At 37.3% G+C, this 18,391-nt stretch carries 6 protein-coding genes; 1 reads left to right on the forward strand and 5 read right to left on the reverse strand.

Translation table 11 applies throughout. The features are described 5' to 3' along the window. Window positions 1-269 precede the first annotated feature (269 nt). The 5 genes from QE177_RS10380 to QE177_RS10400 form a co-directional block, all read right to left on the reverse strand. Window positions 270-2,489: a TcdA/TcdB pore-forming domain-containing protein gene (locus QE177_RS10380; protein ID WP_280549379.1), complete on the reverse strand. Its 2,220-nt coding sequence runs from the start codon at window positions 2,487-2,489 to the stop codon at window positions 270-272. Further along, on the reverse strand, window positions 2,465-7,741 hold the full coding sequence (locus QE177_RS10385) for a TcdA/TcdB pore-forming domain-containing protein (protein ID WP_280549381.1): 5,277 nt from the start codon (window positions 7,739-7,741) through the stop codon (window positions 2,465-2,467). The genes QE177_RS10380 and QE177_RS10385 overlap by 25 nt, the downstream gene beginning before the upstream one ends. A gap of 265 nt (window positions 7,742-8,006) precedes the next feature. Beyond that, the gene (locus QE177_RS10390) at window positions 8,007-8,159 is read right to left on the reverse strand and encodes a hypothetical protein (RefSeq protein WP_280549383.1); all 153 of its coding nucleotides are present in this window, start codon (window positions 8,157-8,159) and stop codon (window positions 8,007-8,009) included. Between the two features lie 24 nt (window positions 8,160-8,183). Next, window positions 8,184-15,653: a TcdA/TcdB pore-forming domain-containing protein gene (locus QE177_RS10395; protein ID WP_280549385.1), complete on the reverse strand. Its 7,470-nt coding sequence runs from the start codon at window positions 15,651-15,653 to the stop codon at window positions 8,184-8,186. Window positions 15,654-15,904: 251 nt separating this feature from the next. Next, complete coding sequence (locus QE177_RS10400) at window positions 15,905-17,365, reverse strand: SH3 domain-containing protein (RefSeq protein WP_280549388.1); 1,461 nt, start codon at window positions 17,363-17,365, stop codon at window positions 15,905-15,907. Window positions 17,366-18,080: 715 nt separating this feature from the next. Here QE177_RS10400 and QE177_RS10405 point away from each other — a divergent pair. Further along, entirely contained in the window at window positions 18,081-18,350 is a 270-nt protein-coding gene (locus QE177_RS10405) for a hypothetical protein (RefSeq protein ID WP_280549390.1), read from the forward strand. Window positions 18,351-18,391 lie beyond the last annotated feature (41 nt).

An 18,391-nucleotide genomic window follows, 5' to 3' on the forward strand; every position in this document is an offset into this window, starting at 1 on the left:
CTTTAAAAATAAACCTGCCCAATGTTGAAAGTAAATATTAATGTAAACACTCACAATACCAAGCAAATAATATATCTAATGGAGGCTATTTAATTAACTAGTAAATATTTAAGCTATTAAAATAGTTAATTATTTTTAAAATAAACTCGCTAATATAAATATTCTCTCTTAATCTAAAAATTTTCTAGCGTCAATATAAAACTAACCATTGATAACGGAAATATCAATGGTTTTATTTCAATAACAGCATAATTATTATGTCAATATAGCTAAGCAAAAGCGGCCCATAAAGGATCTGTCGGAATATCTGAGATCAAAAGTCCATTTTCTGTCGGCGTCAATGTGACGTCGGCCGGCTGCAAAAAACGATATTGCTGCTGTTCGTCATTATCATAAATCAATGCTTCCTGCCGATCTTTTGATAACCCTAAGTAAACCAGATCGTGATTAGCATCTAAACTACTTCCACCTTGTACTATCCGGCCGGCTAAACTATCATACCAACCCCTGATCGGATTTCCATCTCGATCCTGCAAGCCCTGCAACATTAAGTGATCAGCTGAGTGTGGCATCATTTCAATCAGTTTCTCCAACTCTAACGTGACATCGACACTATGCTGACGTAACCAGTCCTGTGAAACCCCAAGTAATACATTTCTTCCCTGGTTATCCAACAAACTGAATATCCCATCTTCTCGCAAACTAAATAATTTATTATTGATAGGAAAAAGCGTTTTAATATTAGTCGCGACTAATTGCGCCTGGTTATTGGATAAACCCTCATCTGGTTGGAAATAGAGGGTATGTTTTTGTAAATTATAAAAATAATAACCGGGCGACTCCCCCATCGTGGTCGCAGCAAGAATAAATTCTGACAGCGGTGCTAACGACAGCGATTGATTAGCAATAGTATCATCATTAGGGAGCGGTACCTCCTCCTGCTGAACTAAAGTTGGCAGGTTTAAACGAATTACTTTAGATCCATGGTTAGCTGTGGGTATTAACCAGTAATGCTGTTTCTGTTTGTCAATATAACCAGATAAATAGAGCACTTCAGCAACCCGGCTCGGAACAAGCTCGGCTGTTGAGATAAGCTTAGAAATAGTATCAATTTTAATAGGTGAGGAATTACTAAACTGGGTAGCTTCGGATAATAATAACGTGGCAGTATTTTTATTTTGTCCAGTAAAATCTATCAACTGTTTAAAATTATCTAATTGATTCAGCAGATCTTTACTACCATAAATTGCAACCAAGTTCAGTGCTGCATCCTCAACCGTATAGACACAACGCATTCCATCGTCCTGATTAATCACAAATAATAATTGGCCATTTTCCTGGATCGTATAGCTAGTAATAGCTGCCTTACTTGCAGCAGGAAAACTAAATGGCAAATATTGCCGCAATAGCTGTCCAGTGCTAATTTCTACCTGCCAAATAGCGGTATCGCGATAAAACCAGGCTTTATCGCCTTCAACTTTAGCTAGAACCGCTTGGCTCAAAAAGTCCGCTGCAACTGGCAGATTAGTATAAATCATACGGCTACGGGCGGTTTCATAATAGGCTCTACCCACTTCACCTTTGCCAGCTTCTGGCTGATAGTGATTAATGATCACAAATGCCGAAGAGAGTGACTCACTATTAGCTAACATTTTTAGATATTTATCCAGTGAATCACGATTATTAAAATGCGATCCATCCACATTAGCAAGCCGCATTTGTTGGTTTTTTTCATCGAAAATGAAAGTTCCTTGTTTATTGATCACCGTAATCTGTTTGGCGTTTTTTGGTAATGTTATTGTAACATTATCAATATAGAGATCGTTATCCACTCTATTAAACTGCATATTGGTGCCCGGGTTTAGATAACGGGCATCCAATACCCAACGTGTATTGGCATGATCTGATAGCAAAGTTATTGACGCCTCTTTTGCTAAACTAATCCGGTATTCTCCCTCACCACCAACCAACTGATAACTAATATAGCGTTGAAAATCTTTTGGCAATGCAGGGATCACCAAATCCCGATCGCGATCGTCCAAAATTACTTTAATGGGAGTTGCCACATAATCTGGAATAATTCTATAGATTGCCCGTTCACCAGGAAAAGCATAAAAATCAAAGTCAAACCGACCATCTTCTTCCAGTTTTCTTAATATATCAAATCCCCTATCATATCGAGCAGTGACAAAGGGGAGAATCATATATACATAATCCAGATAGGTGACAGGTGTACCTGGCAGGACCAGAATATTATCACCGGGTTTAAAGTTGGATTGACTACTTTGATAGCCTAATCCATTTCGAATATTGATCGCCTGGCTTTTATCGCGATTTACATCGCGATTGGGCCAAAAGAAAAAATAATCACTTCTTCCTGACCCAACCGTATTAGTAGGATCATTACGATAGAGATACTGGCTATCAAAAGTAAGTTTATGTTGCCGTAAGTCCAGCTCAGTAATCACAGCCCCTGGGATGGGCTCCATAATAGTAATAACCGCATCGTTGTCAGCGATTTTTTTTTTATTTGCTGATAACCGCCCTGCTTATAAGCCCAATCAATATCAGCAAAATAGTTGCCCACTATCTGTACATTGTGAGTGACGTTACCAAACGCTTCTGCTAACGCGGTGATGCCTATGCCTACCCCTGCCAGTGGTACAGATAAGGCGCCAGTAAATGCAGCAACAGTAGTTGCCCCTATCATGCCAGAACCGATTCCTATGCCAATAACGGCTAAATTAGTAATATCAACCCCTAACTGAGCACTAAAGACCGCCCGTTGCAGATCATTTTGCGCATTGGCTAACTCAATACTATCCAAAACAATACTGGCAATATTAAATACCCCCCCTAGTAAATAGCTACCATAAAACAACGGGCCCAATAATCCTTTCGTCGTTTGCTGTCCCTGGTAGGCAGCCATTTGATATAAATTAACCAACCGTATTGTATCTTCTACTGTTCCATGCACGATTTGCGTCAAATTGAGATAAGTGTGTATATTCAGCGCCATACTAAGCGTTTCTGATAACTCTTGATCCACTACCCCAAGCCTTTTTTTATTAGCAAACCAGGGGATTAATTCTTTGATGAGAAAAGCCGCATTTAATCCATGTACACTATCAGCTTCCGTCATATTACCCCGCAAAACTAATGTTTTACCGTCGTAATGATACACTTTCATAACCATTGCCAGATATTGATTACATTTATTAATAAAATCAATAATATGTTTATTATTGGTGATTAATTTCTTTATTTGATGGGTCTCATTATGAATAAACTGTAAATCATAACTGCCCGGCTGCACGCTACTTTTGCTAAAACTGGTAAAAAGCGGTACCCACTTTTGTAGCGACAATTTATGATAATGATAAAACTGGCTTATAGTGGACTGAAATTGCTCAGCTAATTTAATGAAAGACAATAATTTATAAGATACAGAATCTAGCCTAGAAGGATCACCTAAGGCTACTTTTTCCATCTCTTTTTTCGTCAGGCTGTTGGCTGTTTTGCCGGGCACATTCTCCATAAGCCAATGATTATTGTCATGATTAAAAAACAGCGTGGTTTTATTACCTGCTTCTAACAAGCGTTTTCTGCCCTCATTATTCACCATTAGCTCAGAAGAGTAGGCTGAGACCGAATAGGGTCGAATCGTTTCATCTAAAGCTTCAGCAAATTGTCTAACATAACTGGTTTGATGCTGATCGTCAGCCAATGAACAACCCACTAAATTGATATGTTTTGGCGAAACCGTCAATGCCAAATCAACTGCCAATTGTTTTAATTGCTGTGCCAACGGTTTAGCTTCACGCCAGGCCAGGCTGACATGCTTTCCATCCAGTTGGCCATCCCGACTATGGCCGACTAACTGCCAGCGCTGCTTAGTTTGCTGCCGCAAATTCTCGATATTGCCATGCACCGTAAAACTATTTCCTTCACTATCAAGCTGCACTAAGACTGATATTTGTGGATTTTTTTTTAGTAATTGGCTCGCCGCTTCTCTTACTATCGAATCATTTTCTAGCTGGATAATTAATTGGCCATCAAACCGGCTACTTTCGCCTTCATGATTAAAACTTACTAATGCTGGTTGCCAATTGGCTACATTACGAGCAGAAGTCAGAGTTGCGTAATCCCAAATTGAACCATCCAGGCTAAGATTAATTGGCAGATGAATTGACTCAGCTTTGAGTTGATTTCCGGTAAAGTTAAATTTTATTAACTTATCTGGGATATGATCAGGCATGGCAATAAGTTGGTTATTACTGACATCAATCCTTATCAATGAATTAGGCAAATAATTGGTTAATATTTTTAATTTATTGTTACTTACAGTCAGGTTGGTTAAATTTGCCGGTAGACTATCAGATAAAAAGGTTAATAGGTTATTATCGGCATTAAGCAATTGTAATTGTGCGGGTAAATTATCAGGTAAGCGAATCAATTGATTGTAACTAATATCTAAACTGGCCAAAGTGGCTGGCAACTTATTTGCTAACTCTGTCAACCGGTTATGGCTAATATCCAATTGTATTAACCCTTTAGGCAGGGTATCTGGTAGAGAAGTTAACTGATTATTATAAGCATATAACATCTCGATGGTAGCTGGCAGATGAGCTGGCAACGACGTCAATTGGTTGCCGTTAATATTTAGTGATAACAGATTATCGGGGAGATAATCCGGTAAGCTGGTTAGATTTAAGTTTGATAAATCAAGGAATTGTTCTTGCGAACGAAGACAATCAACCAGCCGATTAAAGGCTGTTCTTCTATCATCCATTCCCTTTGCTGGTGCCTGTCTTACCCATTCTAACCATTCTAAAATTAATTCATCTTTAGAACGGGATAACTCAGGTAATTGAGCTCCCTGTTTTATTTCAATATCAGTAACAGAAAGAGGGACATGACCCATAATGATCGGGTTATTGTCAATATCAAGAAAAAGCAGTTTATTGGGAAATTGTGCCGGTAATTTTTTAAGCTGATTGTTTTGGACATCGAGATATTTTAAGTTAGCCGGCAGATAATCAGGCAAAATAATTATCTGATTATCACTAACATTAAGGTATCTTAGCGTGTCAGGTAGATATTCAGGTAATGTACCTAATTTATTATTACTCGCATCTAAGTATTTTAATTTGTTGGAGAAATGCTCTGGCAACATTGTCAATTGGTTATGATTGACATTGAGATGGCCTAATTGATTTGGCAAACTGTCGGGTAAAATAGTTAAGTGATTACCACTAACATCAAGTTTTTTTATTGTATTCGATAAATTATTTGGCAGAGATATTAGCTGATTATGACTAACATTCAACGTAATTAAAATATCAGGAAAGGAAGTGGGCAAAGAGGTCAACAAATTATTATGACCATCGAAATGTTGTAACATAATAGGCAACGTATTCGGCAAAGCCGTCAGATTATTGCCACTAACATCAAGATAAATTAAGGAATTAGGCAAATTGCCCGGTAAAGCATTTAACTGATTATCTGCCGCATATAAATATTTTAGATTCGCTGGCAAGCTAGTCGGCAAAACCGATAGTTGATTGTTGTTGATTCTAAGTTCGGTAATGCTTGCAGGCAAATGAGCCGGTAAACGGGTTAAATGTAAACCGGATAAATCAAGTGACTTACTATTATTATCATTAATGCATTCGTTTATTTTTTTTACTGCAATATCTCTGCCGTGATATTCGTCAGCAGTAATATATTTATCATCATGCGCCCAATGAAGTAACTCCGCTACAATATCTATCCTCAGTTCATCGTCATGCCATTGAGGAAATTGCAATGGAAAACGAGTAGGTATTGAATCCAATGGATTACCAGTAAAGTCACTGTACTCCAACTGTAAAGGCAGATGGTCAGGTAAGTTAGTGATCTGATTATTATGCACATCAAAAAAGACCAGGTCTTCGGGTAAGTGGGCAGGTAAAGCACGCAATTGATTATTTTGCAGAAAAAGGACAAGCAAATCAGGCGGAAATTCTGTTAATCGGTTATAACCTACATCAAGGTATGCTAAATTATCAAAAAAATGCGGTAATTCAGTTAATTGGTTATGATATAGCACAATATGCTCTAAGGAAGGAGGCATAAATGCAGGCAATTGAGTTAATTGATTATTATTAACAATCAATAGCACAAGGTCGCTAGGGAACTGATCGGGCAACAAAGAAAGTTGATTATGGCTAACAATAAGATATTGTATGCTATCCGATAAACTATTAGGCAAACTGGTAAGTTTATTATAGCAAGCTTCCAACGTGATTAGTGATGAGGGTAAAGCATCGGGTAATGTCGTTAATAGATTATGGCTAACAACTAATATTGCTATCCCGTCTGGTAAATCCTCAGGTAGCACAGTTAATCTATTATGCTCAAGATGTAATTTGGTAAGCCCGGCCGGCAACTCACTGGATAATGAAGTTAATTGATTACCCGCCAGAGATAAAATTTGTAACGAGTCAGGTAATTTAATGGTTAGTGAAACTAACTGATTATAACTGGCATTAAGCTCGGTTAGTGAATTTGGTAAATGGTCAGGCAATTTTGTTAGTCGATTTCGATTAGCATATAACACCAATAAATAAGCCGGCAAATCGACGGGTAAAGCAGTTAATTGATTATCACCAACATCCAATACTGTTAAGCCTGCTGGTAATTTATCAGGTAAAAATTTTAATTGATTGCCGCAAAGTTTAAGAGTTTTTAATTCACTGGGTAAATCCGATGGTAGCAAAGTCAATAGATTGTCATTAGCCATTAAGGTATGTAATTTTTGCGGTAAAGTTTCCGGCAGCTTTTTTAACTGATTATTACCAACATCAAGGTTAATTAAATTACTTGGCAACTCATCTGGCAGTTTCTGTAATTTATTATCTGCTACACTAAGCACTTTTAACATTTTTGGCAGTTGATGGGGTAATGTGCTTAGCAGATTTTTATTGAGTTTAAGTTCTTGTAAGTGAGTTGGAAGTTTAGCAGGCAGCGCGGTTATCTGATTATTGCAGACACTTAGATACCATAGCGTGTCAGGGAGAGTATTTGGTAATGCCGTCAAAAATGCCCCATTAACCTCTAATTTTTCTAGCATACGTGGCAATTGATTAGGCAAAGCAATCAATGGATTATCGCTGGCTTTAAGATAAAAGATGCCGCTTGGTAGTTTATCAGGCAAGCTCTCCAGATTGTTTTTATCCACATACAAAATGGTTAGTGATGATGGTAAATTATCAGATAAAGCACTCAATTTATTATCACTAACATTTAGTGCACTTAAGTTTGCAGGCAACTTATCAGGCAAACTAATTATTTGATTTTTAGCAACATTTAACCCTAATAAATTTTTGGGTAGATTATCAGATAGCACGGTCAACTTATTAGCATTAGCATGCAATACTGATAAATCCTCAGGTAGATGATCGGGCAAGCTAGTTAATAGATTTTGACCTACATACAAATGGGTTAATTTTTTTGGTAGTTTGGTTGGCAGCGTGGTTAACTCATTATTACTAACATTTAATTCTATTAACCATTCCGGTAAATTTGGCAGTGAAGTCAAAAATAAACCGGATAAATTAAGGGATGAACTTTCTTCAGTAATACAGTTAAAAAATTTCTTTAGTGCAATGTCCCTCCGTTCCATTGGACCGATATTTGGTTGTGATGCCCAATCTCTCCATTCTGTTATTAGTTCCAAAAGAGCAGGTGTTATATCCATAATTTTGCCATCCTAATGCACTTAAATTGTTAAAAATAACTTATTAATTTAGCAAAAATTAACAAGTAATCTATTTCATTAACAATGTAAAATGTTAACTACCTCAAATATTGCGCAAAAGGATTGTTAGAAAATAGCAAGAATTAGCAAATAGCTGGATGAACAAGAGAAGATTGATTGCTAGCCACAAGATTATTAATTTGCCACTGGCAGTTGCATTGCGCGCATAGGAGATAGAAGAGTGGATTAATAGATTATCATATCATCACTCCGCTTGAGCGAAATAACTAATAATAAATAGCGGCTTGCTTGCCAGTGATTCAAGTTCTAGTGCATCAGGATATTGTGCCAAGAGCCGCAGAAAAACTGATTGGCCAATAATACTGCGACCCAGTGGCGCTGCCGGTCTTAACAACAAAATAACGATTATCCGGAAAGACCACTAAGCAAAAGCGGCCCATAAAGGATCTGTCGGAATATCTGAGATCAAAAGTCCATTTTCTGTCGGCGTCAATGTGACGTTGGCGGGTTGCAAAAAACGATATTGCTGCTGTTCGTCATTATCATAAATCAATGCTTCCTGCCGATCTTCTGATAGACCTAAATAAACCAGATCATGATTAGCATCTAAACTACTTCCCGCTTGTACTATCCGACCGGCTTTACTATCATACCAACCTCTTATCGGATTTCCATCTCGATCCTGTAAACCCTGCAACATGATGTAATCAGCTGAATCTGGCATCCCATTAATCAGTTTATGCAAATCTAATATAACATTGTCATTATGCTGACGTAACCAATCCTGAGAAATCCCAATTAAGATATTTTTCCCCTGGTTATCCAATAAACTAAATATCCCATCTTCTCGCTGACAAAATAATTTATTATTAATGGGAAAAAGGGATCGAATATTGTTCGCAACCAATTGCGCCTGACTATTGGACAAACCATTATCTGGTTGAAAATAGAGAGCGTGTGTTTGTGGATGATAAAAATAATAACCGGTTGACTCCCCTGTCGTGGTCGCCACAAGAATAAATTCTGCCAGCGATGCTGACGACTGCGCTTGGTTGGCAATCACCACATCGGTATGGGGTAGCACATCACTTTCTGATTGAGTGACTAAGTTTAAGCGGATCATATTTTGCGCATACGGATCCTCGGTTATTAACCAATAATGCTGCTCTTGGCCGTCATTATAACCCGATAAATAGACTATTTTTGCCAGCCGACTGGGGATAAAAGCGGCTGATGAAATAAGCTTATCTAAGTGATCTGTATCAAGGTTTGGGGAAGTACCAAATTGGTTGTGTTCAGATAACAACAACTCTGATTTTTTATTTTGGCCAGCAAAATCTACCAGCTGTTTGAGCCGATTTAACAGGTCTAACAGAGTTTTACTGCCATTAATCGCAACCAAATTCAGCGCTGCATCCTCAACGGTATAAACACAACGCATGCCATTTTGCTCAATCACAAACAGCAATTGATCATTTCCCTGAATTGTATAGCTACGAATATCAGCATCATTTACAATAGGAAAACTAAATGGCAGATATTGCCGCAATAACTGCCCCGTGCTAATTTCTACCTGCCAAATAACTGTATCGCGATAAAACCAGGCTTTATCACCGTCAACTTTGGCTAATATCGCTTGGCTGAGAAATTCCGCTGCATCTGGCCGATTGGTATAAATGATTCGGCTACGGGCGGTTTCATAATAAGCTCTGCCGACAGGTCCAACAGCATTATCTGGTTGATAGTGATCGATGATGACAAATGGAGTTGGATGATCCTGAATATTAGCTAACATTTTTAGATATTCATCCAGTGAATCACTATTATTGAAATGCATTGCATCCATATGGATGATATGCATTTGCTGACTATTTTCATCAAAGACGAAGGTTCCCTGTTTATTTATCACCGTTATTCGACTGGCATTTTTCGGTAACGTGACAATAACATTATCTATATAGAGATAGTTACCCTCTTCGCTAACCTGCATATTAGTGCCCAACTCAAGATAACGTGCATCCAATAGCCAACATGTATTGGCATGATTTGATAGTAAGGTTATTGACACGCCTCTCGCTAAGCTAATTCGATATTCTCCTTCACCACCAATCAACTGATAACTAATATAATGCTGAAACTCGTCCGGTAATGTAGGCAGCACCAAATTCCGATCGCGATCGTCTAAAATCACTTTAATCGGGGTTGCCACATAATTTGGTATAAGCCGATAGATAGCCCTTTCACCGGGAAAAGCATAAAAATCGAAATCAAACCGACCATCTTCTTCCAGTTTTCTTAATAGAGCAAAACCTCTATCATCACGTGTGGTGACAAAAGGTAAGATCATATAGGCATAATCTAGGTAGGTAATCGGCGTACCTGGCAGGATCAGAACATCATCACCTGGCTTAAAGTTGGATTGACTACTTTGATAGCCCAATCCCTGTCGAATATTGATCGCCTGGCTTTTATCTCGATTTACGCCTCGATTGGGCCAGAACAAGAAATAATTACTGTGGCCTGATCCGCTGGAATAAGTAGGATCATTACGATAAAGATATTGGCTATCATAAGTCAGTGTATTGTGTCGTAAGTCCAGTTCAGTAATGACGGCGCCTGGAATCGGCTGCATAATTGTGATAACCGCATCACTGTCAGTGATTTTTTTCGTTATCCGCCGATAGCCACCCTCTTGATAAGCCAAATCGATATCGGCAAAATAGTTGCCTACTATCTGAACATTATGGGTTACCTTACCAAACGCTTCAGCCAGCGCAGTGACGCCGATCCCTACCCCTGCTAATGGCACAGCTAACGCACCAGTAAAAGTAGCAACTGTGGTTGCCCCTAGCATGCTAGCCCCTATTCCTATGCCAAAAACCACTAAATTAGTAATATCAACCCCTAACTGAGCACTAAAAACCACTCGTTGCAGATCATTTTGCGCATGCGCTAATTCAATACTATCCAAAACAATACTGGCAATATTAAATACACCTGCTAAAACGTAGCTGCCATAAAACAACGGGCTCAATAATCCTTTCGTTGCCTGCTGCCCCTGGTAGGCAGCCATTTGATATAAATTAACCAACCTCAATGTATCTTCCACTGTCCCGTGCACTATTTGTGTCAAATTGAGATAAGTGTGTATATTCAGTGCCATACTAAGCGTTTCTGATAACTCATTATCCACCACGCCAAGCCGATGTTTATTGGCAAACCAGGGGATCAATTCTTTGAGCAGGAAAGCGGCATTTAATCCATGCACATTATCAACATCTGTCATATTACCCCGCAAAACTAATGTTTTACCGTTGTAATAATAAACCTTAATAATCATTTCCAAATATTGATTAAATTTATTAATAAAATCAATAATATGTTTATTATTAGTAATTAATTTCTTTACTTGATGGGTCTCATTATGAATAAACTGTAAATCATAACTGCCCGGCTGCATTTTACTTTTGCTTAAACTAGTAAAAAGCGGTACCCACTTTTGTAGCGACAAGCGATGATAATGATAAAACTGACTCATAATCGACTGAAATTGTTCAGCCTGCTTAATGAAAGACATTAATTTATAAGAGATAGACTCCAGCCTGGCAGGAGCAGCTAAGGTCGCTGGTTCAATCGCTGATTTTGCCAGGTTATTAACTGTTTTACCGGCCACTTTCTCTATATGCCAGTCATTTTTCTCATGATTAAAAAACAGCGTGGTTTTATTACCCGTTTCTATCAATCGTTTTCTGCCCTCATTATTGACCATCAGCTTAGACGAATAAGCAGAGACAGAATAGGGTCGAATCGTTTCATCTAAGGCTACAGCAAATTGTTTGACATAACTGATTTGCTGCTGATCGTCAGCCAACGAACAACCCACCAGATTGATATGTTTGGGCGAAATAGTTATCTGCAAATCTGTCGCCAATTGTTTTAATTGCAGTGCCAGCGATTTAGCCTCACGCCAGGCCAGACTGACATATTCTCCATCAGGCAGGCTACGGCCATGGCCGACTAACTGCCAGCGCTGCTTAGTTTGCTGTCGTAAATGCTCGATATTGCCATGCACAGTAAAACTATTTCCCTCACTATCCAATTGCACTAAAACCGATATTTGCGGATGTTTTTTAAGTAATTTACTCGCCGCCTCTCTCACTAGTAGCTCATCTTCCAGTTGGATAATTAATTGGCCATCAAAACGACTGCTTTCACCTTCATGCTGAAAACTCACTGTTGGCAGTTGCCAATCTGATACCTTACGATCAAAGTTCAAACTAACAAAATCCCGACTAGAACCAGTCAAGCGAAGGTTAATAGGCAGATGTATCGACTCGGCGCTGAGTTGATTTCCGGTAAAGTTAAATCTTATTAATTTATCAGGAATATGATCAGGCAGAGCTGTAAGTTGATTATTGCTGACATCAATCCTGATTAATGAATTTGGCAAATAGTTAGTTAACGTTTTTAATTCATTATTCCTCACAAACAGATGCGTTAAACTGGTCGGCAGGCTATCAGGTAAGTAGGTTAATTGATTATTATTGGCATTCAGTAATAGTAAACCAGCTGGGAAATTATCTGGTAATCGAATCAATTGATTGCTACTAATATCTATACCGAGCAAGGTGGTGGGTAAATTATTGCCTAACGCCATCAACTGGTTATGGTTAACATCCAATAGTATTAACCTTTCAGGTAGGCTAACAGGCAGAGAAGTTAACTGATTATTATAAGCGTAAAGCTTTTGGATAGTAGATGGGAGTTCCGCCGGTAACACGGCGAGTTGGTTATCGTTAACATGTAATGATATCAGATTGTAAGGTAAATGAGCGGGTAGGCTAGTTAGATTTAAGTTGGATAAATCAAGTGATCGTTCTTGCAAACAAAGACAATCAATCATTCGATGAACGGCAATTTCTCTAGCCTTGGCTTCCTTTGTGGGGGCTTGATCTAACCATTTGAACCATTCTGGAATTAATTCATATATCGGCCTGAATAACTTAGATAATTGTGCAGTCTGCTTGCTTTCAATAGCAGCAATGGAAATAGCAGCCTGATCGCTAGTGAGCGGATTGTTATCAATATCAAGAAAAAGTAGTTTATTAGGGAAGTGAGCGGGTAATTCTTTCAACTGATTACTGCTAACATTCAAATATTTTAATTTAGCCGGCAGATTAGGCGGCAAAACCGTTAGCTCATTATCGCTAACATTAAGGTATCTTAGTTTGTCAGATAGATGATTAGATAAAGTGGTTAATCTATTATGACTAACATCTAAGTATTTTAATTCATTAGACAAACTTCCTGGCATTATTCCCAATTGATTATAACTGACATTAAGATGCCCTAATTGATTAGGCAGACTGTCAGGTAAGGCGGTTAATTGATTATCACTAATATCGAGTTTCTTTAATTTATTTGATAAATTATTTGGCAGGAATATCAGTTGATTATGACTAACATCCAAGGTAATTAAAATATTGGGTAGATTAGTTGGCAAATAGGTCAATAAATTATTATGACCATCGAAATGTTGTAACATAATAGGCAATGTATTCGGCAAAGCCGTTAGTTTATTGCCACTAACATCAAGATAAATTAAGGAATTAGGCAGATTGCCCGGTAAAGCATTTAGCTGATTATCTGCCGCATATAAATATTTTAGATTCGCTGGCAAGCTAGTCGGCAAAACCGCTAGTTGATTGTTGTTGATTCTAAGTTCGGTAATGCTTGCAGGCAAATGAGCTGGTAAACGGGTTAAATGTAAACCGGATAAATCAAGTGACTTACTATTATTATCATTAATGCAAGCGTTTATTCTTTCTACTGCAATATTTCTGCCGTGATATTCATCAGCACTAATATATTTATCATGTACCCAATGAAGTAACTCCTCCTCTGAAATATCTATACTATGCTCGTCGTCGCGCCATTGTTGGAGTTGCAATGGAAAACGAGTAGGTATTGAGTCCAATGGGTTACCACTAAAATCACTGTACTCCAACAGTAAAGGCAGATGCGCAGGTAAGGCGGCTATCTGATTATTATGTACATCTAAAAAAATCAGTTCTTGGAATAAATGAGCAGGTAAAACCCGCAACTGATTATTATGCAGAATAAGAGTCACCACATCACTAGGAAAGTGGGCAGGAAACTCAGTTAATTGGTTATAACTGGCATCAAGATAGGATAAATCTTCAAAAAAATGCGGCAATTCAGTTAATTGATTATTATGTACCACGATCTGCTGTAAAAAAACAGGCATAACTTCAGGCAATTGAGTTAATTCATTATTATTAACAATCAGAATCTTGAGGTTAAAAGGTAATGGATCAGGCAGCAAATTGAGTTGGTTATGATGAGCAACAAGATATTGTAAGCTTGGCGGTAAATGAGCGGGCAAGCTAATAAATTTGTTATAGCTGGCATCCAAAATTTCTAGTGACGTGGGTATATGATTAGGAAATACCCTTAATTGATTATGGCTAATATCTAATTCAGTGATCTCATCAGGTAAGTCCTCGGGTAACGCCTTTAGTTGATTGCGCTTAACATCTAATTGGGTGAGCCCGCGCGGCAAATTGTTACCCAGCCAAGTTAATTGATTGCCCACAATAAGTAAGCGGTTTAACGCAGCAGGTAACTTATCAGGTAGTAAAACTAGTTCATTATAACTCGCATCAATTTCTACTAACGAATCTGGTAAATGGTCCGGCAATTTTTTTAGTTGATTTCGACTAACATTTAACAGTTCTAATTCAACCGGTAAAGCGCCTTGAATGGCCGTTAATTGGTTATCACCAATATCTAATACTGTTAACCAAGGTGGTAGTTCATCGGGTATATTTTTTAACTGATTACCAAAAACTTTAACAATATTTAAATCTCTTGGTAAAAATGGTAGTGAGGCCAGTTGATTATCATTAGCGAGTAAGGTAAGTAAGTTCTTTGGTAAAATTTTAGGCAGTGCTTTTAATTGGTTATGACTAACATCCAGCACAATTAGCTCTTCGGGCAATACTTCCGGTAAGCATGTTAATTTATTAGATGCAACATTCAGCATTCTTAATAGTGCTGGCAGTTGATTGGGTAATACGCTTAACTGATTTATATCGATTGTCAGTGCTTGTAACTTTGACGGAAGTTTAGCGGGCAGCGCGGTTATTTGATTGTTGCTGACACTTAGATGGTATAACTCGTCAGGCAGAGTATTTGGTAATGCGGTCAAAAATGCGTTATTGACCACTAATTTTTCTAGCTTGAATGGTAATTTATTAGGTAAAGCAGTCAATGGATTGTCGCTGGCATCAAGATAAAATAGGTTATCCGGTAGATTATCAGACAAACTTGCGAGGTTATTTTTATTAACAGACAAAATGGTTAATGATAGGGGTAAATTATGAGGTATAGTCGTCAATTGGTTATCACTAACATCTAATACTGATAATCCGTCAGGCAGATGCTCAGGCAAACTACTTAATTGATTATGATCAGCATTTAACATAGATAAGTTTTTTGGCAGATTATCAGGTAGCCTAGTTAACTTATTATGATCAACCCTTATTTCTATTAATGTTTCAGGTAGATGCTCAGGCAAGCTAGTTAATTGATTTTTACCCGCATCTAAATGAGTTAATGTTTTAGGCAAATTAGCGGGCAGTGTGGTTAACTGATTATTATGAATATCTAATGTTATTAACCATTCTGGTAATGTAGGCAACGAAGTTAAAGACAAGTGAGATAAATCAAGATATGGATCTTTTTTAATAATACAGTCAAAAACTCTGTTTAATGCAGTCTCTCTCTGTTCCGATGGATCAATATTTGGTTCTGATGCCCAATCACGCCATTGAGCGATTAGACTCCATAAAGCAGGTGATAGATCCATTTATGCACCATCCTAATCTAAGTAAATTGTTAAAAATGACTTATTAATTTAGCAAAATTTAACAATTGAGCTATTCAAGAATGTTAACTGCATCAAATATTTCATAAATGATTGATAGAAAATAGTAAGCGTTTGCAAACATCTGAAGGAACAAATAGAGAATTGTTGCCAGCCGCAAGATTGTTAATTTGCCACTGGCAGTTGCATTGCGTTAATAAAAGGGAGTGGGGTCAAAATTTATCAAATCATCATCACTCCGCTTGATCGAGATAGCTAATAATAAATAGCGGCTTGCTTGCCAGTGATTCAAGTTCTGGTGCATCAGGATATTGCGATAAGAGCGGCAGAAAAACGGATTGGCCAATAATGCTGCGACTCGGTGGCGCTGCTGGTCTTAATCCCCATACATTATGATAGATTATCGGTACTGTACGTCCCTGCCAATCTGAGTTACCAACATACAGCATAATATGACCTTTTATATAAACTAATGTTTTAAATGGCTGGCCATATTTCATCAAATAATTAATCCGTTCATTGGTTGAATAATGACTCAGGTCAATTCGCTTGCCACTTAACGATTGGGGTAGTGAATTTCTTGGCAGAAAAATACCAAAAGGCAACATAAGATTTCTCACTTCAGCAGAACAGTCATTAAAACCATAAAGACTTCCCCAACCATAATCCTTGCCTTGCATATATTGGATGATATGTGCCATATTTTCTGCGGTTGGTAAGATAGGTACCTGACGCACTTGCTGTTCAGACTGTAGTGCATAACGAATAACGGCATAACCATCGTTACCGGATGCTGGTAATGCGATTTTTGCTTTACCATTAATCGATTTTATTGGCAATAATGTGCCTGTACGGGCGCTAAATCTAAAAATGCCCTGTTCATCAGTGAAACTAGCATTATCATTAATGACCGCAGCCAGCTTTTTGTTCGCCATGACTGTCCACTGCTGGATAAAATGATCATTTGTTTTAGCAATATGTGAACTATCCACCCACCCCATGACTGTTGATGAAATAATGAAACTCCAGGATTTATCTGCCGTTACTGCCGCAATGTAAACCGGTTCAGCTGGATGAAGGGCTGAGTTTTGCAGCATATCGAAAGGATAACCTTGACCTGCCCCACGCGGATCTTCAAAAGCAGGATAAGCAGTTGGTAGGAATCTTACAGCGGTTTCACGCAATGTGATTCCTCGGGCCTCTGGAGTGTATCGCAAGGCGATCGGCACGGATACTCGATGTTGCATTTTTGCTTTCCAGCTAGCATCTAATAAGCGAAAATTTTCGCCATAGTGACTCACATTAGGCGCAGTAAACTTTTCCGCAAAATGGAATAAATTTCTTTTCGCACTTTTGATTACATCCGATACATCAGAAACATCCTGTGTATCCTGTAAAACCGACTGAATGTAATCCCCATTCCAGGGAGATTGCTCCCCAAAATAGCGCGCTAATAGGTTATCCAACGCCTCTTTTTGTTGTACTTTAGTTAAAAATGGTTGTCGGTAACTAGGTTCATTAGGCGGGATCCAGCGAGCGCTATTTTGGGGATAATTAGCAATTGGAAAAAGTTTTTTGGTTTGATCAATAAAGATAATATCTTGCTTATTGTTAAATGAAGGCGATGTAGGTGGTGTTTTATTGCCACAACCAATGAGAAATAACAGAATACTAAAGCTAATAATTTTTTTCATTAGTGCCAGCTCCTCGAGATTTATTACTTTTTATTATATCCATGTCATGCTAACTTATTTGATTTTTAATATTAAGCGTAATTAAAATGACTGCTTAAATTATATTACACCATTTACTATTAATAATGAAAAAAATAAAGCGTAAATTTTTAATATTCAGCTGTTTAATAATAATTAATTTATAGTAATTATCGTTAATTTGCCAACAACGATCTTTTTCATATTTATTATTAATTTTTAATGAGTTAAAATTAATATTAACAATATTATTATATCATAAAACTAGTAAAATGAACTGATCTTTAATACCCTATTATTAGTAATGATAAAAAATAAATATTTATCTATTTTTTAATTTTAATATTTAACATATAAATAATTTTTTAATTTTAATATTTAACATATAAATAATTTATTAATTTCATACTAAATTATTGTCATGTTAAAACAGGCTTTAATTCTGTTATTTGATATTTAGAAAGTTGACATAATAGATAAAATAAAAAATTATCAAATAAAATAGTAGCTAAAAATTAAATTGCAACATTTTTACCCCTCAACATGAGTTAATTTTTCACCATTAACCATCCTTTATTTAATAAATAAATATAATTGGACAAAATATTAACAAATGAATTACCTTTGAATGGTTGTTGTTTGTACTATCGATGCATAAGTGAATGAATAAATACTCAATTAACATAAGGAACTTAATATGAATCTTGTTATAAAACGTGGGTTATTAATATTATCAGTAACTTCTGCAATGGCAGCAACCTTTTCATCAACTGTAGTCGCAGAACCAGAAGTGAATCAAAAATATTATTGCAAGGGAAGCTACGGTAATAAAGATGATCAAGGAGTATGGGATTGGATTTTCACTGCCTCTAGCGAACAAGAGGCCAGAAAACAAGCTCAAGAGCAATATAAAGTTGATGGCCCCAATCCTTTTGTTAATATCAGAAAATGTACACTTCAAAAGTAAATTTACGCAATCAACCTGTAATATCCTCCATGCCAACAAAG

The sequence above is a fragment of the Arsenophonus sp. aPb genome, assembly GCF_029873475.1.
Classification (GTDB): domain Bacteria; phylum Pseudomonadota; class Gammaproteobacteria; order Enterobacterales; family Enterobacteriaceae; genus Arsenophonus.